27 protein-coding genes are annotated in these 26,178 nt (G+C 63.0%); 18 read left to right on the top strand and 9 right to left on the bottom strand.

The features are described from left to right. Positions 1-21: 21 nt before the first annotated feature. The gene (locus QA643_RS32670; protein WP_283029777.1) at positions 22-822 is read right to left on the bottom strand and encodes a helix-turn-helix transcriptional regulator; all 801 of its coding nucleotides are present in this window, start codon (positions 820-822) and stop codon (positions 22-24) included. A 68-nt stretch (positions 823-890) separates the two neighbouring features. On the opposite strand from QA643_RS32670, the gene QA643_RS32665 reads away from it, so the two are divergent. From QA643_RS32665 to QA643_RS32640, 6 genes are all read left to right on the top strand, one after another. Continuing rightward, positions 891-2,072: an MFS transporter gene (locus tag QA643_RS32665; protein ID WP_283029776.1), complete on the top strand. Its 1,182-nt coding sequence runs from the start codon at positions 891-893 to the stop codon at positions 2,070-2,072. 137 nt (positions 2,073-2,209) lie between these two features. Then, on the top strand, positions 2,210-2,629 hold the full coding sequence (locus tag QA643_RS32660) for a hypothetical protein (RefSeq protein ID WP_283029775.1): 420 nt from the start codon (positions 2,210-2,212) through the stop codon (positions 2,627-2,629). Beyond that, the gene (locus QA643_RS32655) at positions 2,629-3,294 is read left to right on the top strand and encodes an OmpA family protein (RefSeq protein ID WP_283029774.1); all 666 of its coding nucleotides are present in this window, start codon (positions 2,629-2,631) and stop codon (positions 3,292-3,294) included. The genes QA643_RS32660 and QA643_RS32655 overlap by 1 nt, the downstream gene beginning before the upstream one ends. 81 nt (positions 3,295-3,375) lie before the next feature. Further along, entirely contained in the window at positions 3,376-4,155 is a 780-nt protein-coding gene (locus QA643_RS32650; RefSeq protein WP_283034996.1) for a transporter substrate-binding domain-containing protein, read from the top strand. 658 nt (positions 4,156-4,813) lie between these two features. Further along, entirely contained in the window at positions 4,814-5,656 is an 843-nt protein-coding gene (locus QA643_RS32645) for a formate/nitrite transporter family protein (RefSeq protein ID WP_283029773.1), read from the top strand. A 63-nt stretch (positions 5,657-5,719) separates the two neighbouring features. Next, the gene (locus QA643_RS32640; protein WP_283029772.1) at positions 5,720-7,453 is read left to right on the top strand and encodes a bifunctional protein-serine/threonine kinase/phosphatase; all 1,734 of its coding nucleotides are present in this window, start codon (positions 5,720-5,722) and stop codon (positions 7,451-7,453) included. 118 nt (positions 7,454-7,571) lie between these two features. On the opposite strand, the gene QA643_RS32635 is transcribed toward QA643_RS32640, so the two are convergent. Both QA643_RS32635 and phaZ read right to left on the bottom strand, forming a co-directional pair. Then, on the bottom strand, positions 7,572-8,366 hold the full coding sequence (locus QA643_RS32635) for a substrate-binding domain-containing protein (protein ID WP_283029771.1): 795 nt from the start codon (positions 8,364-8,366) through the stop codon (positions 7,572-7,574). A 209-nt stretch (positions 8,367-8,575) separates the two neighbouring features. After that, the gene (gene phaZ, locus QA643_RS32630) at positions 8,576-9,799 is read right to left on the bottom strand and encodes a polyhydroxyalkanoate depolymerase (RefSeq protein WP_283029770.1); all 1,224 of its coding nucleotides are present in this window, start codon (positions 9,797-9,799) and stop codon (positions 8,576-8,578) included. 178 nt (positions 9,800-9,977) lie between these two features. Here phaZ and QA643_RS32625 point away from each other — a divergent pair, with 178 nt between their 5' ends. The 3 genes from QA643_RS32625 to QA643_RS32615 all read left to right on the top strand — a co-directional run bounded on the left by QA643_RS32625 (position 9,978) and on the right by QA643_RS32615 (position 11,521). Beyond that, positions 9,978-10,631 carry a glutathione S-transferase family protein gene (locus tag QA643_RS32625; RefSeq protein WP_283029769.1) on the top strand — a complete coding sequence of 218 codons (654 nt, stop codon included), beginning with the start codon at positions 9,978-9,980 and terminating at the stop codon, positions 10,629-10,631. Positions 10,632-10,943: 312 nt separating this feature from the next. Next, positions 10,944-11,378, top strand: a complete 435-nt coding sequence (locus tag QA643_RS32620) for a cupin domain-containing protein (protein ID WP_283029768.1) — start codon at positions 10,944-10,946, stop codon at positions 11,376-11,378. Between the two features lie 5 nt (positions 11,379-11,383). Continuing rightward, entirely contained in the window at positions 11,384-11,521 is a 138-nt protein-coding gene (locus tag QA643_RS32615) for a hypothetical protein (protein WP_283029767.1), read from the top strand. A 106-nt stretch (positions 11,522-11,627) separates the two neighbouring features. Here the strand turns inward: QA643_RS32615 and QA643_RS32610 are convergent, their stop codons facing one another. Then, positions 11,628-11,843: a hypothetical protein gene (locus QA643_RS32610; protein ID WP_283029766.1), complete on the bottom strand. Its 216-nt coding sequence runs from the start codon at positions 11,841-11,843 to the stop codon at positions 11,628-11,630. Between the two features lie 252 nt (positions 11,844-12,095). Here QA643_RS32610 and QA643_RS32605 point away from each other — a divergent pair, with 252 nt between their 5' ends. Then, positions 12,096-12,434, top strand: coding sequence for a hypothetical protein (locus QA643_RS32605; protein WP_283034995.1), 339 nt, complete (start codon positions 12,096-12,098; stop codon positions 12,432-12,434). A gap of 63 nt (positions 12,435-12,497) precedes the next feature. Here the strand turns inward: QA643_RS32605 and QA643_RS32600 are convergent, their stop codons facing one another. Beyond that, positions 12,498-13,604, bottom strand: coding sequence for a mandelate racemase/muconate lactonizing enzyme family protein (locus QA643_RS32600; protein ID WP_283029765.1), 1,107 nt, complete (start codon positions 13,602-13,604; stop codon positions 12,498-12,500). A gap of 167 nt (positions 13,605-13,771) precedes the next feature. Here QA643_RS32600 and QA643_RS32595 point away from each other — a divergent pair, with 167 nt between their 5' ends. The 6 genes from QA643_RS32595 to QA643_RS32570 all read left to right on the top strand — a co-directional run bounded on the left by QA643_RS32595 (position 13,772) and on the right by QA643_RS32570 (position 19,291). Beyond that, on the top strand, positions 13,772-14,608 hold the full coding sequence (locus QA643_RS32595; protein WP_283029764.1) for an AraC family transcriptional regulator: 837 nt from the start codon (positions 13,772-13,774) through the stop codon (positions 14,606-14,608). A gap of 175 nt (positions 14,609-14,783) precedes the next feature. After that, a complete protein-coding gene (locus QA643_RS32590; protein ID WP_283029763.1) occupies positions 14,784-15,710 on the top strand; it encodes an SMP-30/gluconolactonase/LRE family protein in 927 nt (308 codons plus the stop codon). Between the two features lie 119 nt (positions 15,711-15,829). After that, entirely contained in the window at positions 15,830-16,423 is a 594-nt protein-coding gene (locus tag QA643_RS32585; RefSeq protein ID WP_283029762.1) for a GNAT family protein, read from the top strand. A 24-nt stretch (positions 16,424-16,447) separates the two neighbouring features. After that, positions 16,448-18,091 carry a GMC family oxidoreductase N-terminal domain-containing protein gene (locus QA643_RS32580; protein ID WP_283029761.1) on the top strand — a complete coding sequence of 548 codons (1,644 nt, stop codon included), beginning with the start codon at positions 16,448-16,450 and terminating at the stop codon, positions 18,089-18,091. A gap of 16 nt (positions 18,092-18,107) precedes the next feature. Continuing rightward, positions 18,108-18,542: a hypothetical protein gene (locus QA643_RS32575; protein ID WP_283029760.1), complete on the top strand. Its 435-nt coding sequence runs from the start codon at positions 18,108-18,110 to the stop codon at positions 18,540-18,542. A gap of 254 nt (positions 18,543-18,796) precedes the next feature. Continuing rightward, positions 18,797-19,291 carry a septal ring lytic transglycosylase RlpA family protein gene (locus QA643_RS32570; RefSeq protein WP_349253247.1) on the top strand — a complete coding sequence of 165 codons (495 nt, stop codon included), beginning with the start codon at positions 18,797-18,799 and terminating at the stop codon, positions 19,289-19,291. 29 nt (positions 19,292-19,320) lie between these two features. Here the strand turns inward: QA643_RS32570 and QA643_RS32565 are convergent, their stop codons facing one another. From QA643_RS32565 to QA643_RS32555, 3 genes are read right to left on the bottom strand one after another with little or no spacing between them, the layout of a single operon-like run. Continuing rightward, on the bottom strand, positions 19,321-20,301 hold the full coding sequence (locus QA643_RS32565; protein ID WP_283029758.1) for a PDR/VanB family oxidoreductase: 981 nt from the start codon (positions 20,299-20,301) through the stop codon (positions 19,321-19,323). A gap of 8 nt (positions 20,302-20,309) precedes the next feature. Continuing rightward, the gene (locus QA643_RS32560) at positions 20,310-21,062 is read right to left on the bottom strand and encodes a GntR family transcriptional regulator (protein ID WP_283029757.1); all 753 of its coding nucleotides are present in this window, start codon (positions 21,060-21,062) and stop codon (positions 20,310-20,312) included. Between the two features lie 26 nt (positions 21,063-21,088). Continuing rightward, entirely contained in the window at positions 21,089-22,138 is a 1,050-nt protein-coding gene (locus QA643_RS32555) for an aromatic ring-hydroxylating dioxygenase subunit alpha (protein WP_283029756.1), read from the bottom strand. A gap of 385 nt (positions 22,139-22,523) precedes the next feature. On the opposite strand from QA643_RS32555, the gene QA643_RS32550 reads away from it, so the two are divergent. Then, positions 22,524-23,450 (top strand): tripartite tricarboxylate transporter substrate binding protein, encoded by a 927-nt coding sequence (locus tag QA643_RS32550; RefSeq protein WP_283029755.1) that lies wholly within the window; start codon positions 22,524-22,526, stop codon positions 23,448-23,450. Positions 23,451-23,469: 19 nt separating this feature from the next. Next, positions 23,470-24,486 (top strand): methyltransferase, encoded by a 1,017-nt coding sequence (locus tag QA643_RS32545; protein WP_283029754.1) that lies wholly within the window; start codon positions 23,470-23,472, stop codon positions 24,484-24,486. Between the two features lie 157 nt (positions 24,487-24,643). Here the strand turns inward: QA643_RS32545 and QA643_RS32540 are convergent, their stop codons facing one another. Next, on the bottom strand, positions 24,644-26,146 hold the full coding sequence (locus QA643_RS32540) for an NAD(P)/FAD-dependent oxidoreductase (RefSeq protein ID WP_283029753.1): 1,503 nt from the start codon (positions 26,144-26,146) through the stop codon (positions 24,644-24,646). Positions 26,147-26,178 lie beyond the last annotated feature (32 nt).

Raw genomic sequence — 26,178 nt, 5'->3', positions numbered from 1 at the left:
TTACCTCGGAATGTCCTTACCTCACGTCTTGCCGGCGAATTCCGTCGGGGTCTTGCCGGTGACCTGGCGGAAAGCATGGGAGAACGCCGGCACACTGGCATAGCCGAGATCCGAGGCCAGCTGCTTGACCGAGACGCCGGCCTCGGTCGACAGCTTCTCGATGGCCGCGGCAATCCGCGCGCGCTGGCACCAGCTCTTGAAGCTCAATTGCGTCTCCGACGAGAACAGCCGCGACAGCGTCCGGACGGAGGTGCCGACCTCGCTTGCCAAGTTCTCGATCTCGTGGTCTGCGGTCGGGTCGGCCAGCACGATATGGGCCGCGCGCCGGCACCGCGGCTCGCGCGGCAGCGGGATGAAGGTTGCGGAGTCCTCGGCGCGGTCGAGCTCCATCATGGCGAGCCGGAGCAAGAGCGCGGTCCGCTCGCCGTGGCTGCGGTCGTCGAACAGGGCCAGGATCGTCTGGTGCAGCAGCGGCGACACCCGCACCACGAATTCCGCTTCGAGGCTGTGGCTGCGCGCCTCGCGCCGCAGCCAGTCGAGCTCGAAATAGAGCGTCCGCATCTCGATATCGGCGAGCACGTCGATCGCATGTTCGGATAAAGCGGGGACCCACACGGCGCGGTCCGGCGGCACCAGCCAGCGGCCCTTCGGCGTCGTCACCTGCATGGTTCCCTTGGCCGCATAGACCAGCTGCGCCTCGCGGTGCATGTGGGTCTCGATCCGAAAGCCCTTCCGATAGCTGTGGGCGATCATGTGGATGCCGTCGCCGGTCGAGGTGCGGCGCCCGATAATTGCGGCAATTGGCTTTTCGGCGATATTCATTGGCGACATCCCGTCAGGACTACCCCGTATAACCTAATTCGCAACATAGCGGGATTCGGGAATCGACCATGAACAGCCCCTCCAGGGTGATCACCTTTGTCAACGCCGCCCATTTTATCGACCATTATGCGATGCTGATCTTTGCCGCGGCTGTCATCATCATGGGGCCGGCGCTCGGCATGGCCTATTCGGAACTGCTGCCGTACGCCACCCCGGGCTTCGTCGCTTTCGGCGCCGGCTCGCTCGTCACCGGCTGGCTCGGCGACCGCTGGAGCCGCCGCCACATGATGGTGATCTTCTTCATCGGCATCGGCGCCTCAATGATCTCGGTCGGCTTCGTCTCGAGCCCGCTGCAGCTCGGCGCGGCGCTGCTCGCAATCGGCCTGTTCGCCTCGATCTATCATCCGGTCGGCACCGCGATGATCGTATCCTATGCCGACAAGCTCGGCCGCGAGATGGGGTTGAATGGCGTCTGGGGCAATCTCGGCGTCGCATCGTCCGCGCTGGTCACCGGCGTAATCGGGCAATATCTCGGCTGGCGCGCGGCCTTCATCATCCCGGGGATCATCACGATCCTGCTCGGCATCGCCTTCGCGCTGATGGTGGTGCATGAGGACCGCACCGGCACCAAACAGGCCGCGGCGCAGGCGCGCGTGGCCAAGCAGGATATGTGGCGGGTGCTGCTGGCGCTGTTGATCGTGGTGATCGCGATCTCCACGACCTTCAACGCCATCACGGTCGCGATGCCAAAACTGTTCGCCGAGCGGCTGGCCGGCCTGACCGACAGCCCGGCAATGCTCGGGATCATTGCGGCCGGCGTCTATGTCTTCGGCGCGATGACGCAATACACGATCGGCAAACTGATCGATCGTTATTCGCTGAAGACCGTGATGCTGCCGCTGTCGTTCCTGCTGGCGCCGTTCATGTATTTTGCGGCGACGCTGTCCAACCTGCCGCTAATCATCGCCGCCATCGGCATCGTGATGGGCGCGTTCGGCCAGGTCACCGTCAACGACGCCATGGTCGGCAAATACACGACAGAGGAATGGCGCTCGCGCGCCTATTCGGTGCGCTATTTCGTCGGCTTCACCGCGGCTGGCGCTTCCGTCGGCCTCGTTGCATGGCTTTACGAACGGGGCGGCTTCGTCACCATGCTGCAGGCGTTCGGGGCGCTGTGCCTGCTCGTGATCGTCGCGGCGCTCATCCTGCCGCAGGAGATCAAGGTGCCGGCGGTGCGATCGGCGCCCTGATGGCCGGCCGGCGGTGTCATCAGATTGTCATCGGCAGCTGCCCGCGACGATTTGTTGCGGCGCAATAGCCAGAGAGAACGTAACTAGATCAAACAGAGCACTTGACCATGGCTACCCTCCTTGTGTGAGGTGCGCCCATGACCCGAATCCGGCTTTTCCTTTGCATCATTGCGATCTCAATGCCGTCGCTGGCCGCCGCGCAGCAGGCCATGAAGTTCGAAGAGGCTGCGGCCATGCTGGCCGCGAGCTGCGGCAAGGACATCGATGACAACTGCCGTGGCGTCAATCTCGACGCGACGCGGCTGCGGGAGTGCCTCGGCCGCAACCAGGACGTGGTGTCGGCGAAGTGCAAGGCTGATTATCCGCAGGCGCTCGGTGCCATCCAGGCGCGCATCACCGCGCGCACCTCGCTCGTCAAGCTCTGCAATTGGGAGTTAAACAAGCTGTGCGGCGAGGTCCGGACCGATCCCGTCAGGGGCCTGCAATGCCTCCTGGATTCCACCAAGAAGGCGACCCCGAACTGCAACAAGGCGATCAGCGCAGCGGGGTATCGCTGATGCAGGGGGTAAGGAAGTTGCGCGGCCTCGGTCTCTTGCTGGGCGTCACGGCCCTGTCTGTCTTGTCGATCGCGGCGGCGGATGCGCAGACCGCGACCTCGACGGCTGACATCATCGAAAAGCTCGCCGTCGACGGCGAGGCGGATATCGACATCGCCGCCTTGCGCCAGCAAGCCGCCGATCGCATCAAGGCGAGGGCGGATGCCCAGCCGCAGAAGCGGCCGCCGATCGCGCCGCAACTCACGAAGCTGCCGCAGGTCCGTTTCGATGTCGTGTTCGACCAGGATTCTTCGCTGATCCGGCCGGCATCCTACCAGACCATCGGCAGCATCGCCGACGCGCTGACCGATCCGAAAACGCGGCCCTACCGCTACCTGATCGTCGATCATGTCGAATCGGCCGGCCGGCGCGACCACAATCTGATCCTGAGCCAGCGGCGCGCGGAATCGATCCGCGACGTACTGGTCAACACCTTCAAGGTCTCGCCAAAGCGTCTGCTGGCGCTTGGGCTTGGCGAGGAACAGTTGCAGGATGTCAACCGTCCGCCGTCGCCGGCCAATGCGCGCGTCCAGATCATCGCGATCGGCAAGTTCGAAACCGAGCCGCCCAAGCCGGCAACGCCGGCGGCGGCGCCAAAGAGCGGGGCGGCAAAGAAGAAGCGCTGAATCATCCGCGACAAGGATGAATGCGACGCCAGCGACCGGCTGGGGGAGGAGCACCTGATGTTCAATCAACTCGCGCCGCGCATGGCCGGCGTCTTCCTGGGATGGACAGTGATGATGACGGCGCCCGCCGCTGCAGATGCGTTGAAGGATGAGATCGCGCCGACCGGCAAGCTGCGGGTGGCGATTGCGATCAGCCCGGCCGGCGGCGCCTTCTGGTCGACCAAGACCGAAACCGGCTTTGCCGGCGTGCCGGTCGATCTCGGCAAGGCGATGGCCGAGCAGCTCGGCGTCTCGGTCGAATATGTGCCGCACAACAATTCCGGACAGATCGTCGATGCGGTAACCAAGGGCACCTGGGACATCACCTTCCTGCCGAAAGATCCGGAGCGCGAGGGCAGGATGGCGTTCGGGCCGATCTACGAAGTCGCCGACGCGACCTACATCGTCAAGCCCGGCTCGGCGGTTACTAATTTTGCAACGCTCGACCAAGCGGGCGTCAAGGTCGCTGCCGTCAACAACACGACGACGATGCGCGGCGCCATCGCGCATCTGAAGAATGCCAAGGTGACGGGCTATCAGACCTACGACGAGATTTTTGGTCTTCTCAAGAACGGCGAGATCGATGCGTTCGCGCTGTCGCGCGACCAGCTCAACGCCATGGCCAAGCAGATCCCGGGCACCCGCGTGCTGGACGAAACGTTCAAGCAAACGGTGACGGCGGTTGCGGTGCCGCCGAACCGTCCGCTGTCGCTCGCCTTCGCGGTCAAATTCCTCAACGAGGCGATCGCCAACGGCACGCTGCGCAAGGCCTATGACAATAACGGCCTGAAGGACCGGCCGGTGCGGACGCAGACGAATTAGAAGCTTGCTCCGCTGTCGTCCCGGCGAACGCCGGGACCCATAACCACAGGGGTATGTTGTTAGAAGAAGCTGGAGTCCCAGCGTTCGCAAAACTTTGTCCTGTGGCTATGGGTCCAGGATCGGCGCTCGCTGTGCTCGCTTGTCCGGGACGACAGCGAGTTTGCGGATTCAGATTTCAAGAACTCGCCGCCATCATTGCAATGACGGGGAAGCATGCACACAGGAGAGCATTGCGCGGCATCTGTGCAACTGCACAAATTCAGGGCACCTCACAAAACCCCGATGTTTTACGGCCCAATGGCTAAGCCACGGGAATAATGGAGGATTTCTGCATCGTCGTGTTGGCACATCGATTGCTTAATCTATCTCAGTCAATGACGACTGCCGTCCGTTCGGACTGCCACGGCCAGCGTTGGCCGATGGTGCTGGGATTATGCAGCCTCAGATGAGGCGCTTCGAGCAGTCTTCGAGGCCACCTACGATAGCTCGCGCATCCCAAAGTCCCTGATCGGGCGTGACCTCGCGTCATTCTGTGCCGTGCAAAGCCGGCGCGGAATTTCGTCGCGCGTTTGGACGGCAAGATTTTTTCAGTCAATCGGTGCACGGCTGTGCAGCATCCGGCGCGCTTCAACGTTGTCTCGAACAAGGGAACACAGGAATGGCCTATCTCGCGCCTTCGGAATTCGTGACCAAGATGGTCGACGCCGGAGAATCCAAGATCTTCATGTCGACGCGCGATACGGTCATCCGCGCCTACATGGCCGGTGCGCTGTTGACGTTGGCAGCCTGGTTCGCCGTCACGATGAGCGTCAACACGGGACAGCCGATCATCGGCGCGCTGCTATTCCCGGTCGGCTTCTGCATGCTCTATCTGTTCGGCTTCGACCTGCTCACCGGCGTATTCGTTCTGTGTCCGCTGGCGCTGATCGACAAGCGCCCGGGCGTCACCCTCGGCGGCGTACTGCGCAACTGGGGTCTTGTCTTCATCGGCAACTTCGGCGGCGCTTTTACTGTCGCGACGATGGCGGCGATCGTCACTACCTTCGGATTCTCGGCGCCGCCCGACAAGGTCGGCATCGCGCTTGGCCATATCGGTGAAAGTCGCACGGTGGGTTATGCCGCGCACGGCGCAGCCGGTATGTTGACGCTGTTCGTCCGCGGCATGCTCTGTAACTGGATGGTGTCGGCGGGCGTCGTCGGCGCGATGATCTCCACCACGGTCCCCGGCAAGGTGCTGGCGATGTGGATGCCAATCATGCTGTTTTTTGCGATGACCTTCGAGCACTCGATCGTGAACATGTTTCTGTTCCCGGCAGGCCTGCTGCTCGGCGGCAAGTTCACCTGGTTCGACTATATCTTCTGGAACGAGATCCCGACCGTCGTCGGCAACCTCGTCGGCGGCCTCGCCTTCACCGGACTGACGCTGTACACGACCCACGTCAAAACAGCTCCGAAGCGCGCTGCCTCGGAGCAGGCGAATTCTTCGCGCTTGGCGGCTTGATCTTTCGATCCGGATGGGCCTCCTCTCGTCACCGGGAGAGGCCCATTGCCGTGAAAGCCGGGAATGCCGCGCGAGCTGAAAATATCGGTCGGACAATTCTCCGATAAGGGAGCCAAGGAAACCAATCAGGATTTCCATGGCGTCCTCATCCCGGACGAGCCGCTGCTCAGTCTCAAGGGCATTTCCGTCGTGCTGGCCGACGGCATCAGCACCAGCAAGGTCTCCAGGATCGCCGCGGAATCGGCGGTCAAGGGGTTTCTGACCGACTACTACTGCACCTCGGAATCCTGGTCGGTGCGCACCTCGGCGCAGCGCGTGCTGGAGGCGACCAATTCCTGGCTGCATTCGCAGACACGCAGCCAGTACGCCTATGACAAGGACCGCGGCTACGTCTGTACGCTGTCCGCCCTGGTCATCAAGTCGACCACGGCGCATCTGTTTCACATCGGCGATTCCCGCATCTATCGTCTCTCCGGCAACACGCTGGAGCAGCTGACCAACGACCACCGCATCGTCATTTCCTCACAGCAGAGCTATCTCGGCCGCGCGCTCGGCGTAAATCCGCAGATCGAGATCGACTACCAGATGCTGCGGATCGAGCCGGGCGATGTCTTTGTGCTCGCAACCGACGGCATCTACGAGCATCTCAGCGCCCGGCGCATTGCAAAGGCTGTGAACGAAGGCGGCGCCGATCTCGACGCCGCCGCGAAGGCGATCGTCGAGCAGGCCTTTGACGCCGGCAGCACGGACAATCTCACCGTCCAGATCGTCCGCGTCGATGAGGTGCCCGACGGCGCCGCAGCCGAAGTGTTCGCGCAGGCCACCGAGTTGCCGCTGCCGCCGCTCTTGGAAGCGCGGCAGGTTTTCGACGGTTACCGCATCGTCCGGGAGCTGCACGGCTCCAGCCGCAGCCACATCTATCTTGCCGTCGACATCGAGACCGGCGCCGTCGTCACCATCAAGATTCCCTCGATCGACCTGCGCGACGACCCCGCCTACCTCAAGCGCTTCATGATGGAGGAGTGGGTGGCACGGCGGATCGACAGTCCGCATGTGCTCAAGCCTTGCCTGTTGCAGCGCAAGCGCAATTTCCTCTATGTCACGACGGAATATATCGACGGGCAGACGCTGACGCAGTGGATGATCGACAATCCGAAACCGAGCCTTGAAACCGTGCGCGGCATCGTCGAGCAGATCGCCAAGGGCCTGCGCGCCTTTCACCGCAAGGAGATGCTGCACCAGGACATCCGGCCCGACAACATCATGATCGACGGCACGGGCACCGTGAAGATCATCGATTTCGGCTCGACGAAGATCACCGGCGTCATCGAGGCCGAGCCGTCGGGCATGCACAGCGACATTCTCGGCACCCAGCAATATACCGCGCCCGAATATTTTGTCGGCGAACGGGCGACGACGCGCTCCGACCTGTTTTCGCTGGGCGTCATCACCTATCAGATGCTGACCGGAAAATTGCCCTATGGCGGGCAGATCGCCAACGCACGGACGCGCTCGCAGTTCAACAAGCTGGTCTACCGCCCGGCCTCGCATGGCGATCGCGACATCCCGCAATGGATCGACGGCACGCTGGAGAAAGCCGTGCACCCTAATCCCCTCAAGCGCTATGACAGCTTTTCGGAATTCTTGTTCGACCTGCGTCATCCCAACGCGAATTACGTCTCGACCTCGTCGACCCCGCTGATCGAACGCAATCCGCTGCTGTTCTGGAAAAGCACGACCGTCGTGCTGGCGCTCGCACTGATCGTGCTGTTGGCCATGCAGCACATGCATCGGTAGTTGCTGTCATGCCCCGCTTCAGGCGGGGCATCCAGTACTCCGAGTCGTCAGTTTTCTTTCACAATACCGGCTACGAGGTACTGGATCGCCCGATCAAGTCGGGCGATGACATCGCTGGTTAGTTCGTCGCGCCCGCCGCAATCGGATCAAGCCCGCTCTTGACGATTTCGCCGCGCGCCGCCGGTGACGCAAGAAACTTGATCAGCGCCTTGCCCGCTTCAGGCTCCTTGGAGACGCTGGCGATGCCGGCGGAGAACACGGTGATCTTCTGCAGTTCATCCGGCAGCGGGCCGATGATGTCGATGCCTTCCACCGGCTTCAACTCGCTCATCTGCTGGAAGCCGATCTCGGCCTCGCCATGTGCGACGATCTCGCCGACCGGGGTTGCCGGAATTTTCCGCGCCTTGCCCTCCATCTCCTGCTTGATGCCGAGCTTATCGAACATCTCGGTCGAAACGTAGACGCCGCTGGCGCTGTCGGAATAGGCGATGGTCTTGGCCGCGAGCAGCGCCCGCTTCACCGCATCCGCCGTCGAGATATCCGGCTTCGGCGCACCCGACTTCACGGCAACGGCGATCGGCGATTTGACGAGATCGACGCTGGTCCCGGCGGTCACCTTGCCTTTCTTGGCGAGATCTTCGAGCGCATAGCCGACCATGATCAACACATCTGCCGGCTCGCCGCGCTCCAGCCGCACCGGGATGGCGTTGGTCGTCGTGCCCATCGAGGGCCCATAGGCAGTCAACACCTTGTGGCCGGTGGCCTTTTCGAATTCCGGCACCAGCGCCTTATAGGCGGCCGACAACCCGCCCGAGATCATCACCCGCACCTCGGCGGCAGTGGCCGTGACTGATAGCAGCAAGCTGCCGACAATGGCGAGCGCGAGGGTGTGACGAATTTTCGAAAGCCGCATGATGATTCCTCCCGGGACGACTCTTGAGCGGTCGGCCTTGGGAGGGTTTTACAGCGGGAGGGGGAAGGCGGCTAGTGCCGCGCGTCGGCCGTGCGTAGGGTGGGCAAAGGAGCGAAGCGACGTGCCCACCATTATCGCTTCGATTGCTGATGCATGTGGTGGGCACGCTACGCTTTGCCCACCCTACGGCGTCGCGCGCGAAGCACCCCTCACGAATTCACATGCACGAAATCCCGCAGCAGCGGGTAGATCTCGTTATTCCACTTCTTCCCCGAAAACACGCCGTAATGGCCGACGCCAGCCTGCATGTGGTGCACCTTGCGATAGGCGCGCACCCCGGTGCAGAGATCCTGCGCCGCCAGCGTCTGGCCGATCGAGCAGATATCGTCCTTCTCGCCCTCGACCGTCATCAGGCCCATGCGCCGGATCGAGGCCGGGTCGACCTTCCGTCCCCGATGCATCAGTCTGCCCTGCGGCAGCAGGTGCTCCTGAAACACGTCGCGTACCGTCTCGATGTAGAACTCCGCCGGCAGGTCCATCACCGCAAAATATTCATCGTAGAAGTTCTTGATGATGGCGGCCTTCTCGCGCTCGCCTTTCGCCAGATGATTGGCTAGGTCGATGTGCTGCTTGATATGACGCTCCAGGTTCATCGAGACGAAGGCGGTGAGCTGCACGAACCCGGGATAGACCCGGCGGAAAGCGCCCTTGCACTGCACCGGCACGTAGTTGATCAGGTTTCTTTCGAACCATCGGAGCGGCTTGCTCTTGGCGAATTCGTTGACCTTGGTCGGCTGGACCCGGGTGTCAATCGGCCCGGCCATCAAGGTCAGCGTGGCCGGGCGGGCGGGGTGATTATCCTCGGACATGACGGCGGCGGCAGCCAGCGCCGAGACCGATGGCTGGCAGATCGCCACCATGTGCGCGCGCGGCCCGATCTTGTCGAGAAAGGTGATGAGGTGATCGGTGTAGTCCTCAAGGCCAAAGCGACCATGGCCAAGCGGAATGTCGCGGGGATTGTGCCAGTCGGTGATGTAGACGTCATGGTCCTGCAGCAGCGTCTTCACGGTGCCGCGCAGCAGCGTCGCGAAATGGCCGGACATCGGTGCCACCAGCAAGAGGCGCGGTTGCTCGGGCCCATTTTCCTTCTTGAAGTGCAGCAACGAGCCGAACGGCGTGGCGAAGCTGACCTCCTCGGTCACCTCCAGCTCCCGGTTGCCGACCAGTACGCTGTCGATGCCATAGGCTGGCCGGTCATAGGTGAGGGAGGAGCGCGAGATCAGTTCGAGCGCGGCGGAAAGCCGGCCGAACAGCCGGTCGGAGACGCCCTGCGGCACCAGATTGAGATATTTCAACGCCGACGACGCTCCGGTCCGCCATGGCGCCGTGAGGTCCATGTGGTTCTGGTAGGCCTGGTACATCATTGACATCATTCACATCAGCCCCTGTCGCCCTCGGCCATGCAATATCGACGCCAGAGCGGGGCACACTGCCTCCTAAACTGGCACGTGGCTTGCTGGTAAAATGGCCCGGTGCACAGGGCTTCAGCGGCGCGGTGCGGCCGGCTGCCCAGGGGGGGCAGGGGACGTTTCGCGTTTGAGGGAAGGCCATATGGCGAAGACCACACTGACCATCAGCAGCAAGAACTATTCGTCCTGGTCGCTGCGCGGCTGGCTGCTGGCGAATTTCGCGGGGCTCGAATTCGAGGAGGTGGTCACCGCCCCGGACGATGCGTCGGCGCGGGCGGAAATCCTGCTGCTGTCCTCGTCGATCCTGGTGCCCTGTCTGCGCCACGACGGAGCCACCATCTGGGACACGCTGGCGATCGCGGAATATCTCAACGAGATCAGGCCGGAGGCTGGGCTGTTGCCGGCGGACCGCATCCGGCGCGCGCATTGCCGCTCGATCTGCGGCGAAATCCATTCCGGCTTCACCACGCTGCGCGCCTCACTCCCGGTCAACCTGAAGGGCCATTTCCCGGGCTTCAAGATCTGGTCGCGCGCGCAGGCCGACATCGACCGGGTCTGCACCATCTGGCACGATTGCCTCAAGGTGTCGGGCGGGCCGTTCCTGTTCGGCATGCGCACCATGGCGGACGCAATGTACGCACCCGTCGTTACCCGCTTCATGACCTATGACGTGAAGCTCGAACCTGCCCTTGCCGCCTACGCCGCTACCATCATGGCGATGCCCGAGATGCAGGAATGGATTGCGGCCGCCAAGGCCGAGCCGAGCGAGATTGAAGAGCTCGAGGTCGAATATTAGGCATGCTTGGCGGGCCTTGCCCGTCTGAGAGGCTCAGCCAGCAAGCAGGCCCTGCTCAAACCGGTGCCAGCCGCCAACGGCGTGCGGCCGGGTCTGCCGGTGGCTTTCCACATGCCATCAGATCCCGATTCCTGTCTCCGGCCAGACCGTTCAGCGCATCGGCGCCGATGTCGTCGCCACCACGGGCCGCGGCTGGCGCGGATTTCGCATGGCAGCATGCAGGCGTGAACGCGACGATGCGAGGCTGCCGAAAATTTGGACGCACTTCGCGCGTGGTCCGCGTTCTCGCAAGCGAGAACCGTGGAGGCTCCAATGAACAAGCAGGCCGTCGTCAGTAAGTTCTCCCACGTCAAACCCGGCGATACCGAGTTCAAGGGCGGAGGTCTGCGCGACCTCTTCCTGTATCGCGATCTCGGCATTGCGGATGCCACCGGCGGGCAGGTGATCTGCCATCTGGTCAGGGCAAACCCCGATCTGCCTCCCGAGGAGGGCACCGGCTGGCATCGCCACGATTGCGAATTCCAGATCGTCATCATGACCAAGGGCTGGGCCCGCTTCATGTATGAGGACAATTCGACTTTGGTGCAGGCCGGCGACGTCGTGCACCAGCGGCCCGGTATCACGCATGACCTCTACGACTACTCGGAGGACATGGAGTACCTCGAGATCGTCAGCCCGGCCGATTTCAAGACCGTCGACGTGCCGCCGGCCGTCGACAAGGTGCCGCCGCCGACGCCGTGGAGGTGACCGACATGTCGTCCCCCGAGGAGTTAACGCTTGTCCTCGGCCGCTGGCTGCGGCCGATCGTGCTCATCCTTGATGTTGTGCGTTGGCTCGGCTGGCGGCCGACATCTAGCCGTGAACAGCAGCGTACGGCGCTCGATCACTGATTCGGGCGCGGTTCGTTCCGCCCGCGTTCCGAACCTTAACAATCGACCGCATTCCCGTCGCATTCTGGCACAATGCGAGCTCAAATCGGGCTGAGCCTGCGATGCTTCAGGCCGCACCGGAGCGCGGCAGCCGCCAACCGACCACCGTAGCCTCGACCATCCCGCCGGTCCTGTCATTGCGCCACCGTCCATCGATCCAGCGGCAGGCAAAGGGCAGTTGATAGGTTCCGCTGTGATCCTCGCAAAGTACCTCGAGCGGCAGGTCCGGCGGCGGGTCTCCGTTGCCATCGAACTGCGCCAGCCGCTTTTCACGCGTTGCCATACAATCAATCTCCACTGCCGCGGACGCCCAAATGTGTCTGGGCCCGCGGCTAAATCCATCCACCGTTAAGGGGATGAAGCACAACGCCTGAATGAGGTATCAGTATGGTATCTCTGGGGTCGGAAACCTGCTTCGCGCAAATTGCTGTGATAGGCGTTCCGCCCCGGAATCCGACGCTTTGCAACGAGGATTTTGATGATTGCCCCGCCCGCCAGGATCACCTTCTCAACTTTCGCGCTGCTGAGCGTCCTGATGCCAGCGACCGCTGATGCGCAGGACGTTCCCGGCATCGAAATCTGCACCGTCGAAAAGACCATGGAACGGCGCACCTCGTGCCTGCAGAGCAATGTCGATTTCCTGCAGAAGACGATCACCAAGCTTACGACCGAGCATCAGCAGAAGCTGGATGCCGCCAATCGGCAGATCGAGGCGCTGAAGGCCGCGGTCATAAGCCTGCAAAAGGTCGTCGGCGAATTGCAGGCGGCGCAGAACAAGGCGGCGGAAGACGCGAAGAAAGCCGCCGCGCCCGCGGCAAAGGATGTAACGCCAGCCGCAAAGGATGGCGCGCCGGCAAAGGACAGCGCGAAGTAGTGCTGCTGCGTCCGCGCCGCTCCACCTCCTCACCATGAGGGGCACGAGCGAAGATAGAAGGCGCTACGACACGCGGTACTGCTCCATCACGGCCATGTCCGGCTCGTAGCCGAGACCCGGTCCTTGGGGCATTTCGACATCGCCATTGGCATCGACGTCAATGCGGCCGCGCCACAGGCACGCGGCGCGCTTCATCGAGAACACCTCGACGAAGCTTGAATCGTCGCGCAGCGACATCAACTGCAATGTCGCCAAAAAGCCCGGCCCGAAATATGGCGAATGCGGCGCGAGCCTGACGCCGAGCTGGTCGGCGAGATCCGCGACCTTCAGATACTCCGTGATGCCGCCAACCTTGATGACGGAGGGCTGCGCATGGCTTACGGCACCGGCCTGCATCATCTGCCTGAACTGGTGGACCGTGCAGGCGTTCTCGCCGGCTGCCACGTTGAGCCCGCCCTTGCTCCGCACTTCGGCCAGCGTTGCAAAATCTTCCGGGGGCCACACCGGCTCCTCGAGAAACAGCGGCGTGGCATCGCGGCAGGAATGCGCAAACGCGATCGCCTCATCGCCACTTAGCGGACAGTTCATGTCGACCATCAGCGGAATATCGGGGCCGATCGCCTGCCGCGCGGCGAACACCGCAGGCGTCGTCGTCTCATGCAATTTGATTGCCTTGTAGCCCTGCCGCAGCGCCGTCTCGCATTCGCGCGCGATCAGCTCGGGCTTGCCGATCCGGAGCAGACTGGCATAGGCGGGAATCCGCGTGCGCTTGATCTCGCCGATCAATCGGTGCAACGGCACGCCCTTCGCCTTGGCGGCAAGATCCCACAAGGCGATATCGAGCGCCGATATCGCAAACATCGTGATGCCATAGCGGCCGAACAGATGCAGGTTGCGCTGGATCTGCTCCATGAAGGCGGGGATACCTGCTGCATCCGGGACCTCTTGACCTTGCGCCTGCGGCGCAATCATCTCCTCGATCGCGGCATAGCTTGTCCGCGGGCAGACATAGGCAAAGGCATCGCCCCAGCCGGTGATGCCGGCATCGGTGGAAATCTCGACCATGACGATTTCCAATGCCGAGATGGCAGAGGCTCCCTGCTTGAAGCTCGCGACCCCCGCATCGTAGGGAATGCGGATATGATGCGCCCGGACGTTGGTGATCAGCATGGGGTTCCCCAGGATGGTGGGAGGACCGCGGCATCATAACAAAATCGCCGGTTCCCGATATGGCTCGATGAGCGTCATGGTGTGCGGCAAGGTGAGAGCAAGGACTGTCAAACGAAGCGCGCGACGTCAGCTCATGATGCCGTGGCTTCGTAGGAAGGCTGCCAGTCATGAATCCAGCCCAGAAGGCGCTCTGGTACGTTGAGGGCCATCTCTCGGATGCGCTCACGCTCGATGAGATCGCAGCCGTCGCCGGCGTCTCGCGCTTTCACCTGGTGCGGGCGTTTGCCGAGGCGACCGGCATGCCGGTCATGCGCTATGTGCGCACCCGTCGCCTGACCAAGGCGGCCCGCGCGCTCGCCAAGGGGGCGCCGGACATTCTCACGCTGGCGCTGGATGCGGACTACGGCTCCCACGAGGCATTCACCCGCGCGTTCCGCGACCATTTCGGCGTCACGCCTGAATCGGTGCGCGCCGCAACGTGCCTCGACAAGCTCAGACTACAGGAGCCGATCATGATGGACTCGACCCCCGCGACCAACCTGCAACCGCCGCGCTTCGCGACCGCCAAGGCCCTGCTCGTTGCCGGCGTCGGCGAGCGCTACAATCACTGCGACAATGGCGGCGCCAACATTCCCAACCAGTGGCATCAGTTCCACCAGAAGGTCGGCAATATTCCCGACCGCGTCGGCAACATCGCCTATGGCGTCTGCTGCAACGGTGACGATTCCGGCAATTTCGATTACATCGCCGGCGTCGAGGTCGCCGATTTCTCCGACCTGCCGCGCGAGTTTTCGCGCGTGCGGATACCCGAGCAGAAGTACGCAGTGTTCAGCCACGCCGAGCACATCTCGACTATTCGCCGCACCGTCAGCGCGATCTGGAATCATTGGCTGCCGCAGTCCGGCCTTAAGGTCGCCGACGCACCGAACTTCGAGCGCTACGACGAGAAGTTCGATCCGGCCACCGGCAATGGCGGGCTGGAGATCTGGGTGCCGGTGCAATAGCGATTGCACCGAGGCCCACGATTGCACCGCTTCCGCAATGCTGCCCTGCGCGGCGGGTGCCTGCTGTTGCTTGGCAAGCGAAACCAGCTTTGCCATAACCAGCGCGACAAGAAACGTTGCGCGTGCGGGGACCGGGCCAAAATCCTCCTGCAGCCAAGCCAGCCGGGAGGATTTCATGGCCGATATCCGCGTTCTCGCCACTGACCTGGAGTTTCCTGAAGGGCCGGTGGTGATGCCGGACGGCTCCGTGGTGCTGGTCGAAATCCGCGGGAAGCGGCTGACACGGGTTTATCCGGACGGGCGGAAAGAGGTGGTGGCGCAGATTCCCGGCGGACCCAACGGCGCCGCGCTGGGCCCCGACGGCAAGATGTACATCTGCAACAATGGTGGCTTTAGCTGGATTCCCACCGGGAAGATGATCATGCCGGGGCCGCAACCCGACGATTATCAGGGCGGCTCGATCCAGCGCGTCGATCTGCAGAGCGGCCAGGTTGAGACCGTCGTCGACAAATGCGGCGAGCACGGCCTGCGCGGGCCGAACGACCTGGTGTTCGACAAGCATGGAGGGCTCTGGTTCTCGGAGCTCGGCAAGCGACGCGCCCGTGAGATGGATGTCGGCGGGATGTACTATCTGAGGCCCGGCCTGAAGGAGATCGTCGAGGTCGTGCACGGCGTGCTGCCCGCCAACGGCATCGGGCTGTCGCCCGACGAGAACACCGTCTACATCGCGGAGACGCCGACCGCGCGTCTCTGGGCTTACGATCTATCCGCGCCCGGCACGCTGAAGCCACGCGAGGTGATCTATCGCGGCGAGCGCGGCAAGCCGATCGCGGGCCTCGGCGGCTACCAGATGTTCGACTCGCTGGCAGTGGAGGCGAACGGGAACGTCTGCGTGGCGACGCTGGTGTCGGGCTGCATCTCCGTGATCGCGCCCGATGGCACGCTGGTCGAGCAGGTGCCGACCGGCGACCGCGTCACCACCAACATTGCCTTCGGCGGGCCGGAGCTGAAGACGGCGTACATCACGCTGTCGGGCAAAGGCGAGCTGGTCGCGATGGACTGGCCGCGGCCGGGGCTGGCGTTGAATTTTTTGAACAGATAGTACGCGGCAGATGCTAACCCCGTCATTGCGAGCGTAGCGAAGCAATCCATGCCGCCACGTGAGGATAGATGGATTGCTTCGCTGCGCTCGCAATGACGCGGATGGCACTGGAGAATTAAATGGCTTTTCTTGAACCGGTAACCCTGCAAGGCGCACACGCCCGCCTCGAGCCGCTGTCGCACGACCACGTCGATGGTCTCGTCGAGGCGGTGTCGGACGGCGAGCTGTGGAAGCTCTGGTACACCGCGATTCCGACCGCCGAAAACATGAAGAAGGAGATCGACCGCCGCCTCGGCCTTTTCGCGGCGGGCTCGATGCTGCCGTTCACCGTGTTCGACGCCGACGGCAAGATCGCGGGCATGACGACCTATATGAACGTCGATGCCGCCAACCGCCGCGTCGAGATTGGCTCGACCTGGTACGCCAAGCGCGTGCAGCGCAGCGCGCTCAATACGCAGTGCAAACTGCTTTTGCTGACGCACGCCTTCGAGGAGCTTGATTGCATTGCGGTCGAGTTCCGCACGCATTTCTTCAATCACCAGAGCCGGCGCGGCATCGAACGCCTGGGTGCCAAGCAGGATGGTATCCTGAGAAGCCACCAGATCGCGCCGAACGGCACGTTGCGCGACACCGTGGTTTACAGCATCATCGCCAGCGAATGGCCGACGGTAAAGGCGCATCTGAACTACCAACTCAACGACAAGCCGCGGTAACGAAGCCGCGCCAGAAGCGAGACGATGGAAACGTTCGATTATGTGATTATCGGCGCGGGCTCCGCGGGCAGCGTGCTCGCCAACCGGCTGGGTGAGGACACCACGAGCCGCATCTGCGTGCTCGAAGCGGGCGGCAAGGACTGGCATCCCTACATCCACCTGCCGGCCGGCTTCATCAAGACGTTCCACATGAAGAGCGTGAACTGGGCCTATCAGCAGGAGGTGGGCCCGTGGACCGGCGGGCGTAGCATCTATGCGCCGCGCGGCAAGACGCTGGGCGGATCGTCGTCGATCAACGGCCACATCTACAATCGCGGCCAGCGCCAGGACTTCGACACCTGGGCGCAGCTCGGCAATCGCGGCTGGGGCTATCCGGACATATTGCCCTATTTCAAGCGGCTGGAACGCCGTGTCGGTGAGTGCGACGAAACCTATCGCGGCCGTGACGGCAGCCTGACCGTCACCACCATGGACTGGCAGGATCCGCTGTGCGAAGCCTTCATGGAGGGCGCCGTCAGCCTCGGGATTCCGCGCAATCCTGACTACAATGGCTCGACCCAGGAGGGCGTGTCCTACTGCCAGCGCACCATCCAGAACGGCCTGCGCATGAGCGCCGCAAAGGCGTTCCTGCATCCGGCGCGCAAGCGCGGCAATGTCGACGTGCGCACCCATGCGCATGTCACCAACATCATCTTCGAAGGCAAGCGCGCGGTCGGCGTGCGCTATCTCCGGGGCGGCAAGGGCGGCACGCCTGTCGAGGTGCGCGCCAGCAAGGAAGTCATTCTTTCCGGCGGCGCCTATAACTCGCCGCAGGTGCTGCAACTGTCCGGCGTCGGCTCGCCGGACCTCTTGCAATCGCACGGCATCGAGGTCCGTCACGCGCTGCCGGGCGTTGGCGAAGGCCTGCAGGACCACTACGCGCCGCGCTCGGTCGCGCGTGTCAAGAACATCAAGACCATCAACGAACTCAGGCGCGGCCTCAGCCTCTGGGTCGAGGCGCTGAAATGGGCGACCACACGGCGCGGCCTGCTGTCGCTGTCGCCGACCATGGTCTATTGCTTCTGGCATTCCGGCGAGACCACGGAAAGCTCGGACCTGCAGCTCACCTTCACGCCGGCAAGCTACAAGGAAGGTGTGCAGGGCCAGCTCGAGGACGAGCCCGGCATGACGGTCGCCTCCTGGCAGCAGCGGCCCGAAAGCCGCGGCTATGTCCGGATCCGCTCGGCCGACCCGTTCGCGCCGCCGATCATCCAGACCAACTACCTCGTCGAGGAGCTCGATCGCCGCGTCGTCGTCGCCGGCATGAAGCTGGCGCGCCGGCTGCTCGCCTCAAAACCGCTGGCGCCCTATTACGCCTATGAGGATTTCCCTGGGCCGAAGGTGCAGAGCGACGACGAATTCCTCGCCGCCGCCACCGAGCGCGGCACCACCACTTTCCATCCCGGCTGCACCTGCCGGATGGGGCCGGCCGACGCCAAATGGGCTGTGGTCGACGATGAGTTGCGCGTGCACGGCTTGCAGGGCCTGCGCGTCGTCGACGCCTCGATCATGCCGCGCATGATCTCCGCTAACCTCAACGCCTCGACGCTGATGATCGCCGACAAGGCCTCCGACATGATCCGCGGCAAGACCGCGCTGGAGGCGGTACGGTTCCCGGTGTCGGCCTAGCATCGGCTCGCGGCGTATGGCGTTCGCGATCAAGGCCGAGATTTCCGATCCGCGGCGGAAGACGTTCGCGTTGTCAGCGCAAAAGACCATGTACGGCGGCAAGCATATTGCCAAGGGCGACACGGTTTTTCTGTTCGCAAGTGAGAACGAGGGCGGGCAGGGCCTCGTCGCGCGTGGCGTCGTTATCTCGGCCGAAGCGGTCGCCAGGAAGCGCGGCATCGTCAGGCAAACACCCCGCGTGAGCGTCACCATCAGACGCACCGCGCTGGCGAAGCGGCCGCTGGGACGGCGCGAGCTCAAGCATTTCACCGACTGGAATGACGGCCAGCCCGAGACCGAGCTCAATTTCAAGTTCTATCGTCAGGCAACGAACAAGATCGTCGGCATCTCGGACGAAGCGGCGGTGTTCCTCGGCGCATTCTTCTGGGGCGCTCACGATGGCGCCCCCTGAATCCCCCGGAATCGCCTACACGGTTGCTCCTACGCGAGGCGCCGTCAGTCATGTTGCTGACGCATTCTCTGTCTTAGTCGGTGAGAACTAAGAACGCTGTGCAGGGACCATCGTCGGTTCCCACAACGGTTCCCGGCGCCCGGGTTGGCGCGAATCCGCAAAGAAATTGGCACAAGTTAGAGAACGCTTCCGCGTTCGCTTGACCATGTTTTGCGGCATCGGGAACCGGCCGATCGAAGAAAATCAAAGGAGCTATGATGCTGTTCCGCTCGAGCGCCGCACTTTGCGGCGCCCTGGTTGCGCTTGTCATTTCTGTTTCCACTGCTCGAAGTGAAATCGTTGCAGTTCATTCAATCGCTGTCGTTATGGCCGCTTCGGGGGATGCGATCGTTGGTGCAGCATCCACGTACAATCCGTTCAAGCCCGGATGGCGCGAGGGCGGCCCGAACACAGCCTCGGGCGAGCGCTATGATCCCTCTGTCTGGGCGGCTGCCATCAAGACGAGCTTGCGCCAGAAATTTGGTGGGGTCCTGTATGGCGCGAGAGCGAAGTACGCCCTCGTTGAGGCTGTAGGCAAGAAGGTCATCGTGAAGATAAACGACGTGGGGCCACTAACGCCGGGCCGCATCATTGACCTCAATGAGCGGACGATGCGCTATTTCGATCCAAGCCTGCAGCGCGGAGTAATTAACGGCGTAAAGGTAATGCCGCTCTTGGGAGACTATTGGATCCCGGGACCGGTTGGCTAAACATCGCACGCGAAAACCCGTCTCAGGCGCTAGAAAGCCTCAGGCCGGTACAGCGTGTCGATCGTCACGACGCCGATTGCCCGCGACACGCACGGACAGATCTTGCGGTTCTCGTGCTTCTGCTGATCGCTGAAGAACACGTCGCGATGGTCGATCTCGCCTTCGACGGCGACGACATCGACCGCGCAGACGCCGCATTCGCCGCGCTGGCAATCCGATATCACCTCAAAGCCGGCGCCGTTCAGCGCATCCAGCATCGAGCTGTTCGGCGGTACGACCAGCTCGGTATCGGTATCCTTCAGCCGGACACGGAATTCCGCCGTCGGCATCAAGCCGCTGGAGCCGAAGGTTTCAAAGCGCAGATCGGCGGGCGCGCGGCCCAAATCATTCCAGGCGCGTCGCGCCGCCTCCAGCATTCGCAGTGGTCCGCAGATGATCGCGATCGTGTCATCCGGCAGCGCGCGGAAGGCGGCGTCGAGATCGAGCCGCGCGCCTTCGTCAGAGGCATGAACGGTCAGCCGCTCGCCGAGCAGCGCTGCGAGTTCGTCCAGGAACGCTCCGTCGCCACGTGACTTCACGGCGTAGTGCAGGGGCGCATCGATGTTGCGGCGGCGCAGCGCGGCGGCGATACTCGTGATCGGCGTGATGCCGATGCCGCCCGCGACCAGGCAGTAATTCTTGCGGGTCCAATCGATGTCGAGCAACGAGGTCGGATTGGTTGCCTCGATCCGCGCGCCCACTTGCAAATTCCACATGCCGCGCGAGCCGCCGCGGCTATCCGGTGCCAGCCGCACCGCGATGCGATAGGTGCCGGCATCGCCATTCTCCACCAGCGAATAGGAGCGCCGCGCCGGCTGGCCGTCGATTAAGAGGGAGACCGTGACATGGCCGCCGGGCGGGCAGGGTGCGACGCGGCCGCTTTCCGGGCGCAGGTGGAATTCGCGGATGGTCGGTGTCAGATCGCGGATCGATTCGACGGTGCACCAGCTCCATTGCTCGGCAAAGCGCATGGCAAAACCTATTCGGCTGACGATTTGAGCAGAGCGAGCGCCGGCATCAGTTCGAGATGCGTGCGGTTGCGGACCGCGAGGCGCAGATTGCGCGCGGCCAGCCGCGAATGTTCGCGCATCACGGCTTCGGCCCGCGCGCCCTCGCGGTTCTCGATGGCGTCGAGCACGATGCGGTGATGGTCCTGTCCGAGGAGCAGGATCTGATGCGCCTCCGGCAGCGCCGACTGCGCCATCACGAACGCGCTCGGGGAAGCGAACGGCAGTGCGGAGACGCGGTCGATCTCGCGGATAACAGGCGCGCTGGCGGAGAGTTCATTGAGCAGCGCGTGGAAGCGCGCGTTCATCGTCACATAGGCTGAAAAAGCCTCGACCGAGATCGGGTCCTGGCGAACGAGATGGTCGAGATCGGCAAGGCATTCCTTCAGCGGCTCGAGGCTGCGCGCGCTGACGCCGCGCTCGGCGGCGAAGCGGGCGGCGAGGCCCTCCAGCGTGCCGCGCAGCTCGATCGAATCCAGAATGTCGCGCTCAGTGAACGCCTTTACCATGAAGCCGCCGGAGGGGATCGCCTGCAGCAGGCCCTCGTCCTCCAGCCGCACCAGCGCGAGCCGCACAGGCGTCCGCGACACGCCGGTGATATCGACCGCCTGCAATTCCGATATGCGCTCGCCCGGGCGCAGCCGACCCGAGAGGATCATGTCGCGCAGCGCGAGTTGCGCCCGCACAGTCTGCGAGACGGAGCGTTCGGCGTCACGCTCGCTCATGTTCTTACTCCGCTCCGCTCATGGCCTTACTCCGCGGCCTGCATGGCCTGCGGCGCGGCCTCGCGCGCGACCATACGGTCGATCACGCGCCGTGCCCACATCGCGCCAGCGTCGATATTGAGGTTGTAGAAGGTACGGTCCGGATTCTCGTCCATCGCGCGCTGCTGCGCTTCGAGGATGATTTCATCCTCATGGAAGATGCCGGCAACGCCTTCGCGGATATCGGTGGTCAGCTTTTGCTCAGTCGTCCGGTAATTGCGGACGAAGGCCCAGAAATAGTGACAGGTGGTCGCGGTCTCCGGCGTCATGGTGTTGAGCACAAAGCCGTTGACGCCCTGCGAGCGGTCGCCCTCCGGCGCGCCGGTGCCGGCGGGTGCGACGCCGACATCGATATTGACGGTGCCGGGCGCCTGAAAATGGATGATTTGCCAGCGGTCGACCGGGCCCGCCTTCTGCAACTGCGCGGCCCAGAACGGCGGCGCGTCGATGCCCTTCATCCAGCGCGTCACCGTCACGGTCTTGTCGCCATGGGTGACGTCGAACGGCGCTTCGGCGACGTGGTCGTTGCCGATGCTGGAGCCGTGCACGAAGGTCTCGTGGGTGAGATCCATCAGATTGTCGACCACGAGGCGGTAATCGCATTTGACGTGAATGGTCTTGCCGTCGCCGGCCCAGGCCGGATCGTCGTTCCAGTGCATGTCGGGCACCAGCGCGGGATCGGCGAGGGCCGGATCGCCCATCCACAGCCAGATGAAGCGATGACGCTCGACGACGGGGTAGGAGCGCACGCAGGCGGAAGGGTTGATGGTGTCCTGCGAGGGCATGTAGGTGCAGCGGCCCTGCGCGTTGAATTTTAGCCCGTGATAGCCGCAGACGACGGTGTCGCCGTCGAGCCGTCCCTTCGAAAGCGGCACCAGCCGATGCCAGCAGGCGTCCTCCAGCGCACAGACCTGCCCGTTGGACTGGCGGTACATCACGACATGCTTGCCGCAGATCGTGCGCGGAAACAGCGCGTGCTTGATGTCGACGTCCCAGGCGGCGGCATACCAGGCGTTGAGCGGGAATGAGGACGGCATGGCTCTGCACTCCGTGTTGAGTGCAGTATGTATACAGAACTCGCGATAATTAAGCAAATTACGCAAAATAACGGCTATATAATACCTATAAGGTATACATATACACTGTGAACTCGATCATTTTGTTTGATCCGATTACCCGTCACCATGATCGGGAGGCGGCGCGGAGCGCCTACGAGCAGTATCGAAGCAAATGCTACTCGCCTGAATGGTCGACGAAAATCGCAAGGCAATCCGAACCAGCGCTCAGTGGGAGGCAGCCGTGACGATGTTCTCGCAGAGGTCCCGCGGTTCAACATGGATCACCCGTCTCTCAGCGTCCGGAAAATCTGCCCGGCGCAGTGCGCGGCGGCTGCGATCGTTCGTGGCTTTTGCGACTTCCGTAATGGCGCTTGTTGCGCCGATTTCCGCGCGCGCCGATTGGCCCGAACGGCAGGTCAAGCTGATCGTGACGTTTCCGCCCGGCAGCGCCAACGACGCGGCGGCCCGCATTTTTGCCGACGCGCTTGGCAGAAAATGGGGCAAGCCGGTGATCGTGGAGGATCGCCCCGGCGGCGAGGGCACGATCGGCGTCGGGTCGTTCATCGCAAGCCAGGATGATCATACGCTGCTGTACACCGTGGGCGGTTCGATCACCGTCGCGCCGATCCTGGTCGAGAAGCTGGCATACGACGTCAACCGCGACCTGGTGCCGATTTCCGCGACCACCGCCATCGCCTTGACGCTCACCGTCAGCAACCAGCTTTCCGTGAGCAGCATCCCCGACTTGATCGAGGCGTTGCGGGCCAATCCGGGCAAATATGCCTGGACGTCGGGGCCGACCCTGCCACGTTTTGTATTCTCGGCATTCCTGAAGCGACACGATCTCAAGATGAGTTTCGTCAGCTATCGCGACGCATCCCAGCCGCAGGCCGATCTCGGGGAGGGCCGCATCCAGGCGCTCGTGACTTCATGGGCGGCGTCCTCCTCGCCCGTCCAGGCCGGAAAGGCGCGCTTCCTCGCTGTCCTCAATCCGGGCCGCGCTGCCACACTGCCTGACGTCAAGACCGTGCGCGAACTCGGATATCCCGAGCTCGAAATCGAGGGGTTGGCAGGAATCTTCGGCAGCAGGATCATGCCGCAGGCGGTGCTCAACAAAGTCGCCGCCGACCTCGCGGCTATTTGCAGCGATATAGACATTCGCCGCAAACTCGAGGCCGGCGGCCACATCGTATTGAGCGGCACGACCGAGGAACTGACGACTGGGATCGGGAAGCAGCGGTCAGCCATGAACGAACTGGCGAAGATAATCGATATCCGAAATCCCCAATGACGCAGCATTAGGAGGCACGATGGCATCGCAAGTATCGGCGCTCAGGCTTTTCGACCTGATCCAGTCGCACCGCGTAACCGCAGTCATCCATGTGGCGGTCAAGCTCGGCATTGCCGAATTGTTGCGCGACGGTCCGCGACCGCTGGCTGAACTCGCCAAGGCGACCGGCGCGGATGAGCCCGCGCTTGGACGTCTGTTCACCGCGCTTTCAACCATCGGCATATGCGAAAGGTCTGGCAAGGACGTTTACGCGTTGACGGAAATGGGTGCCGGCCTGGACGGCGCAGCTGAGCAATCGTTCAAGGCGTGGGCAATCCTTGAGGCCGAAATGCTTGCGAAGCGTTGGAGTGGATTGCTCGAAACCGTGATGACCGGCAAGACGGCGGCAGAACTGCAGGGCTTCTCCAGCAGCTTCGAACTGATGGGGCGGGCCCCTGACGAGGTCGAGAAGTTCAACGCTGCGATGACCGAGCTCACGCGGCTGGTCACGCCGGCAATCCTGCGCTCCTACAATTTCAGCGGCATATCCCATTTGATGGACGTCGGCGGCGGCTCCGGCGAATTGCTCGGCGCCGTCGCGCAGCAGTACCCGACACTGCGCGGCACCGTTTTCGATCTCCCAAGATGTGCGGAGGCCGCCGGAAAGCATCTTCGGCAGATCGGCGTCAGCGATCGCGTCGAATTCGTCGCCGGCGATTTCTTCTCCTCGGTGCCGGCGGTTGCGGACGCGATCATTCTCAAGAGCATCATCCACGATTGGAATGACACGCGCAGCATCTCGATCCTGCAAAATTGCCGCAAGGCGCTGCCGGATGGCGGCAAGCTGCTACTCGTCGAACGACTGATGCCGGAAAAGCCGTCTGCTACAGACGAGGACAAGGCGCACGCGATGAGCGATCTGAACATGATGCGCGGGCCCGGCGGGGCCGAGCGCACCGAGCGGCAGTACCGCGAACTGCTCGAACAAAGCGGCTTCGCGCTGACCGGTGTTCATCCCGCCGGCCGCTTCAACGTGATCGAGGCGCGGCCTGCGTGAAGACTGCTGGGCGAGGGCGCTCAACTTTCTCTCCGTCATGCCCGGGCTCGTCCCGGGCATCCACGTCTTCCTCTTCGTGGGAGCCAAAGACGTGGATGGCCGGGACAAGCCCGGCCATGACGGCGCACCTGCGACAAGGCGACAGCCCCTTCCAACCTCAACCGTAAACGAACGCCTTATCCTTCAGGTCGATCGCCGGGAATTCGTCCTTTTCCGCCCAGTAATCCTGGTTGTGCTGCCATTCCGGCTTTTCGCCGCGCTTGGGCAAGAGATGCATGCCGCGCATCATGTAGCCGGGATTGAAGTTTTCCGGATCGATCCACGGCAATAGCGGCATGTTATGGTCTTCGGGGCGAAGCTGCGGCGTCACCTTTTTCGCACCCGTTTCCTTCATGTGCGTGAGCAGCCGGCAGACGAAGTCGGCGACGAGGTCGACGCGCAGCGTCCAGCTCGCACGGAAATAGCCGAACACCCAGACGAGGTTCGGCACGCCGGTGAACATCATGCCGCGATAGGTCACGGTATCGGCGAAGTCGAGCGGCTTGCCGTCGATTGCGAATTCGATGTCGCCATTGGCGCAGAGGTTGAAGCCGGTCGCGGTGACGATGATGTCGGCCTCCAGCTCCTTGCCGGACTTCAGCAGGATGCCCTTTTCGGTGAAGCTCTCGATCTCGTCGGTGACGACGGAGGCCTTGCCGGACTTGATGCCCTGGAACAGGTCTCCGTCGGGAATGAAGGCGATGCGCTGCCGCCACGGCCGATACCTCGGCGTGAAGTGGGTCGCGATGTCGTAATCCTTGCCGAGATAGGCTTCGACGGCCGACAGCAAGTCCTTCTTGGCCGCTTCCGGCTCATTGAACGTCTTGCGCGTAAAAGCGTCCTGGTCGAACAGGATTTTGCGTCGGGTGATTTCGTGGATCCAGGTCTCGTCGACCTGCAGTTTCCGCAGCTCCTCGGCGATCTCGATCGCATTGCGCCCTGTGCGGAAATAGGTCGGCGAGCGCTGCAGCATGGTGACATGGGCGCAATCGGGCGCCAGCGCCGGGATCAGCGTCGCCGCGGTCGCGCCCGAGCCGATCACGATGATGCGCTTGTTCCTGTAGTCGAGATCCTCGGGCCATTTCTGCGGGTGCACGATCCGGCCATTGAATTTGGCCATGTCCTTCCACTCCGGCGTGTAGCCCTCGGTGTGGCGGTAGTAGCCCTGGCACATCCAGAAGAAATTGGTGGTGAAGCGAAGCTGCTCGCCGGTATCGGTACGCGTCGCCTCGATGGTCCAGAGGTTCTCCTCGCTCGACCATGAGGCCGAGGTGATGGTGTGCTGATAGCGGATGTGAGGCGCCAGATCGTTCTCCTCGATCACCTCGCCCATGTATTTGAGGATTTCTTCGGCGCTCGCGATCGGCGCTGAGGTCCACGGCTTGAAGCGGTAGCCGAAGGTGTGCAGGTCGCTATCGGAACGGATGCCGGGATAACGGTGCGTGGTCCAGGTGCCGCCGAACGTCTTTTGCGCTTCCAGCGCCACGAAGGTCGTACCCGGACATTGCGTGGTGAGATGATAGGCGGCGCCGACGCCCGAGATGCCCGCGCCGGCGATCAGGACGTCGAAATGTTCGGTGGTGCGGGGCGAAGTCGCATCGATCTGTGCCTGAACGTTCATCTTCCCTGTTCTTTTTTGGTTTGTTGTTCTGA

This window comes from Bradyrhizobium sp. CB3481 (genome assembly GCF_029714305.1).
Classification (GTDB): domain Bacteria; phylum Pseudomonadota; class Alphaproteobacteria; order Rhizobiales; family Xanthobacteraceae; genus Bradyrhizobium.
This window is presented reverse-complemented; position numbering and strand designations above follow the sequence as displayed.

Excerpts from the sequence above, each read along its gene's own strand:
- QA643_RS32640 (WP_283029772.1), top strand. The coding sequence starts at position 5,720 with ATGCCGCGCGAGCTGAAAATATCGGTCGGACAATTCTCCGATAAGGGA.
- QA643_RS32575 (WP_283029760.1), top strand. The coding sequence starts at position 18,108 with ATGGCGTTCGCGATCAAGGCCGAGATTTCCGATCCGCGGCGGAAGACG.
- QA643_RS32545 (WP_283029754.1), top strand. The coding sequence starts at position 23,470 with ATGGCATCGCAAGTATCGGCGCTCAGGCTTTTCGACCTGATCCAGTCG.
- QA643_RS32595 (WP_283029764.1), top strand. The coding sequence starts at position 13,772 with ATGAATCCAGCCCAGAAGGCGCTCTGGTACGTTGAGGGCCATCTCTCG.
- QA643_RS32645 (WP_283029773.1), top strand. The coding sequence starts at position 4,814 with ATGGCCTATCTCGCGCCTTCGGAATTCGTGACCAAGATGGTCGACGCC.
- QA643_RS32625 (WP_283029769.1), top strand. The coding sequence starts at position 9,978 with ATGGCGAAGACCACACTGACCATCAGCAGCAAGAACTATTCGTCCTGG.
- QA643_RS32665 (WP_283029776.1), top strand. The coding sequence starts at position 891 with ATGAACAGCCCCTCCAGGGTGATCACCTTTGTCAACGCCGCCCATTTT.
- phaZ (WP_283029770.1), bottom strand. The coding sequence starts at position 9,799 with ATGATGTCAATGATGTACCAGGCCTACCAGAACCACATGGACCTCACG.
- QA643_RS32660 (WP_283029775.1), top strand. The coding sequence starts at position 2,210 with ATGACCCGAATCCGGCTTTTCCTTTGCATCATTGCGATCTCAATGCCG.
- QA643_RS32590 (WP_283029763.1), top strand. The coding sequence starts at position 14,784 with ATGGCCGATATCCGCGTTCTCGCCACTGACCTGGAGTTTCCTGAAGGG.
- QA643_RS32600 (WP_283029765.1), bottom strand. The coding sequence starts at position 13,604 with ATGCTGATCACCAACGTCCGGGCGCATCATATCCGCATTCCCTACGAT.
- QA643_RS32565 (WP_283029758.1), bottom strand. The coding sequence starts at position 20,301 with ATGCGCTTTGCCGAGCAATGGAGCTGGTGCACCGTCGAATCGATCCGC.
- QA643_RS32615 (WP_283029767.1), top strand. The coding sequence starts at position 11,384 with ATGTCGTCCCCCGAGGAGTTAACGCTTGTCCTCGGCCGCTGGCTGCGG.
- QA643_RS32620 (WP_283029768.1), top strand. The coding sequence starts at position 10,944 with ATGAACAAGCAGGCCGTCGTCAGTAAGTTCTCCCACGTCAAACCCGGC.
- QA643_RS32555 (WP_283029756.1), bottom strand. The coding sequence starts at position 22,138 with ATGCCGTCCTCATTCCCGCTCAACGCCTGGTATGCCGCCGCCTGGGAC.
- QA643_RS32655 (WP_283029774.1), top strand. The coding sequence starts at position 2,629 with ATGCAGGGGGTAAGGAAGTTGCGCGGCCTCGGTCTCTTGCTGGGCGTC.
- QA643_RS32610 (WP_283029766.1), bottom strand. The coding sequence starts at position 11,843 with ATGGCAACGCGTGAAAAGCGGCTGGCGCAGTTCGATGGCAACGGAGAC.
- QA643_RS32580 (WP_283029761.1), top strand. The coding sequence starts at position 16,448 with ATGGAAACGTTCGATTATGTGATTATCGGCGCGGGCTCCGCGGGCAGC.
- QA643_RS32550 (WP_283029755.1), top strand. The coding sequence starts at position 22,524 with ATGGCGCTTGTTGCGCCGATTTCCGCGCGCGCCGATTGGCCCGAACGG.
- QA643_RS32635 (WP_283029771.1), bottom strand. The coding sequence starts at position 8,366 with ATGCGGCTTTCGAAAATTCGTCACACCCTCGCGCTCGCCATTGTCGGC.
- QA643_RS32540 (WP_283029753.1), bottom strand. The coding sequence starts at position 26,146 with ATGAACGTTCAGGCACAGATCGATGCGACTTCGCCCCGCACCACCGAA.
- QA643_RS32560 (WP_283029757.1), bottom strand. The coding sequence starts at position 21,062 with ATGAGCGAGCGTGACGCCGAACGCTCCGTCTCGCAGACTGTGCGGGCG.
- QA643_RS32605 (WP_283034995.1), top strand. The coding sequence starts at position 12,096 with ATGCCAGCGACCGCTGATGCGCAGGACGTTCCCGGCATCGAAATCTGC.
- QA643_RS32585 (WP_283029762.1), top strand. The coding sequence starts at position 15,830 with ATGGCTTTTCTTGAACCGGTAACCCTGCAAGGCGCACACGCCCGCCTC.
- QA643_RS32670 (WP_283029777.1), bottom strand. The coding sequence starts at position 822 with ATGAATATCGCCGAAAAGCCAATTGCCGCAATTATCGGGCGCCGCACC.
- QA643_RS32570 (WP_349253247.1), top strand. The coding sequence starts at position 18,797 with ATGATGCTGTTCCGCTCGAGCGCCGCACTTTGCGGCGCCCTGGTTGCG.
- QA643_RS32650 (WP_283034996.1), top strand. The coding sequence starts at position 3,376 with ATGGCCGGCGTCTTCCTGGGATGGACAGTGATGATGACGGCGCCCGCC.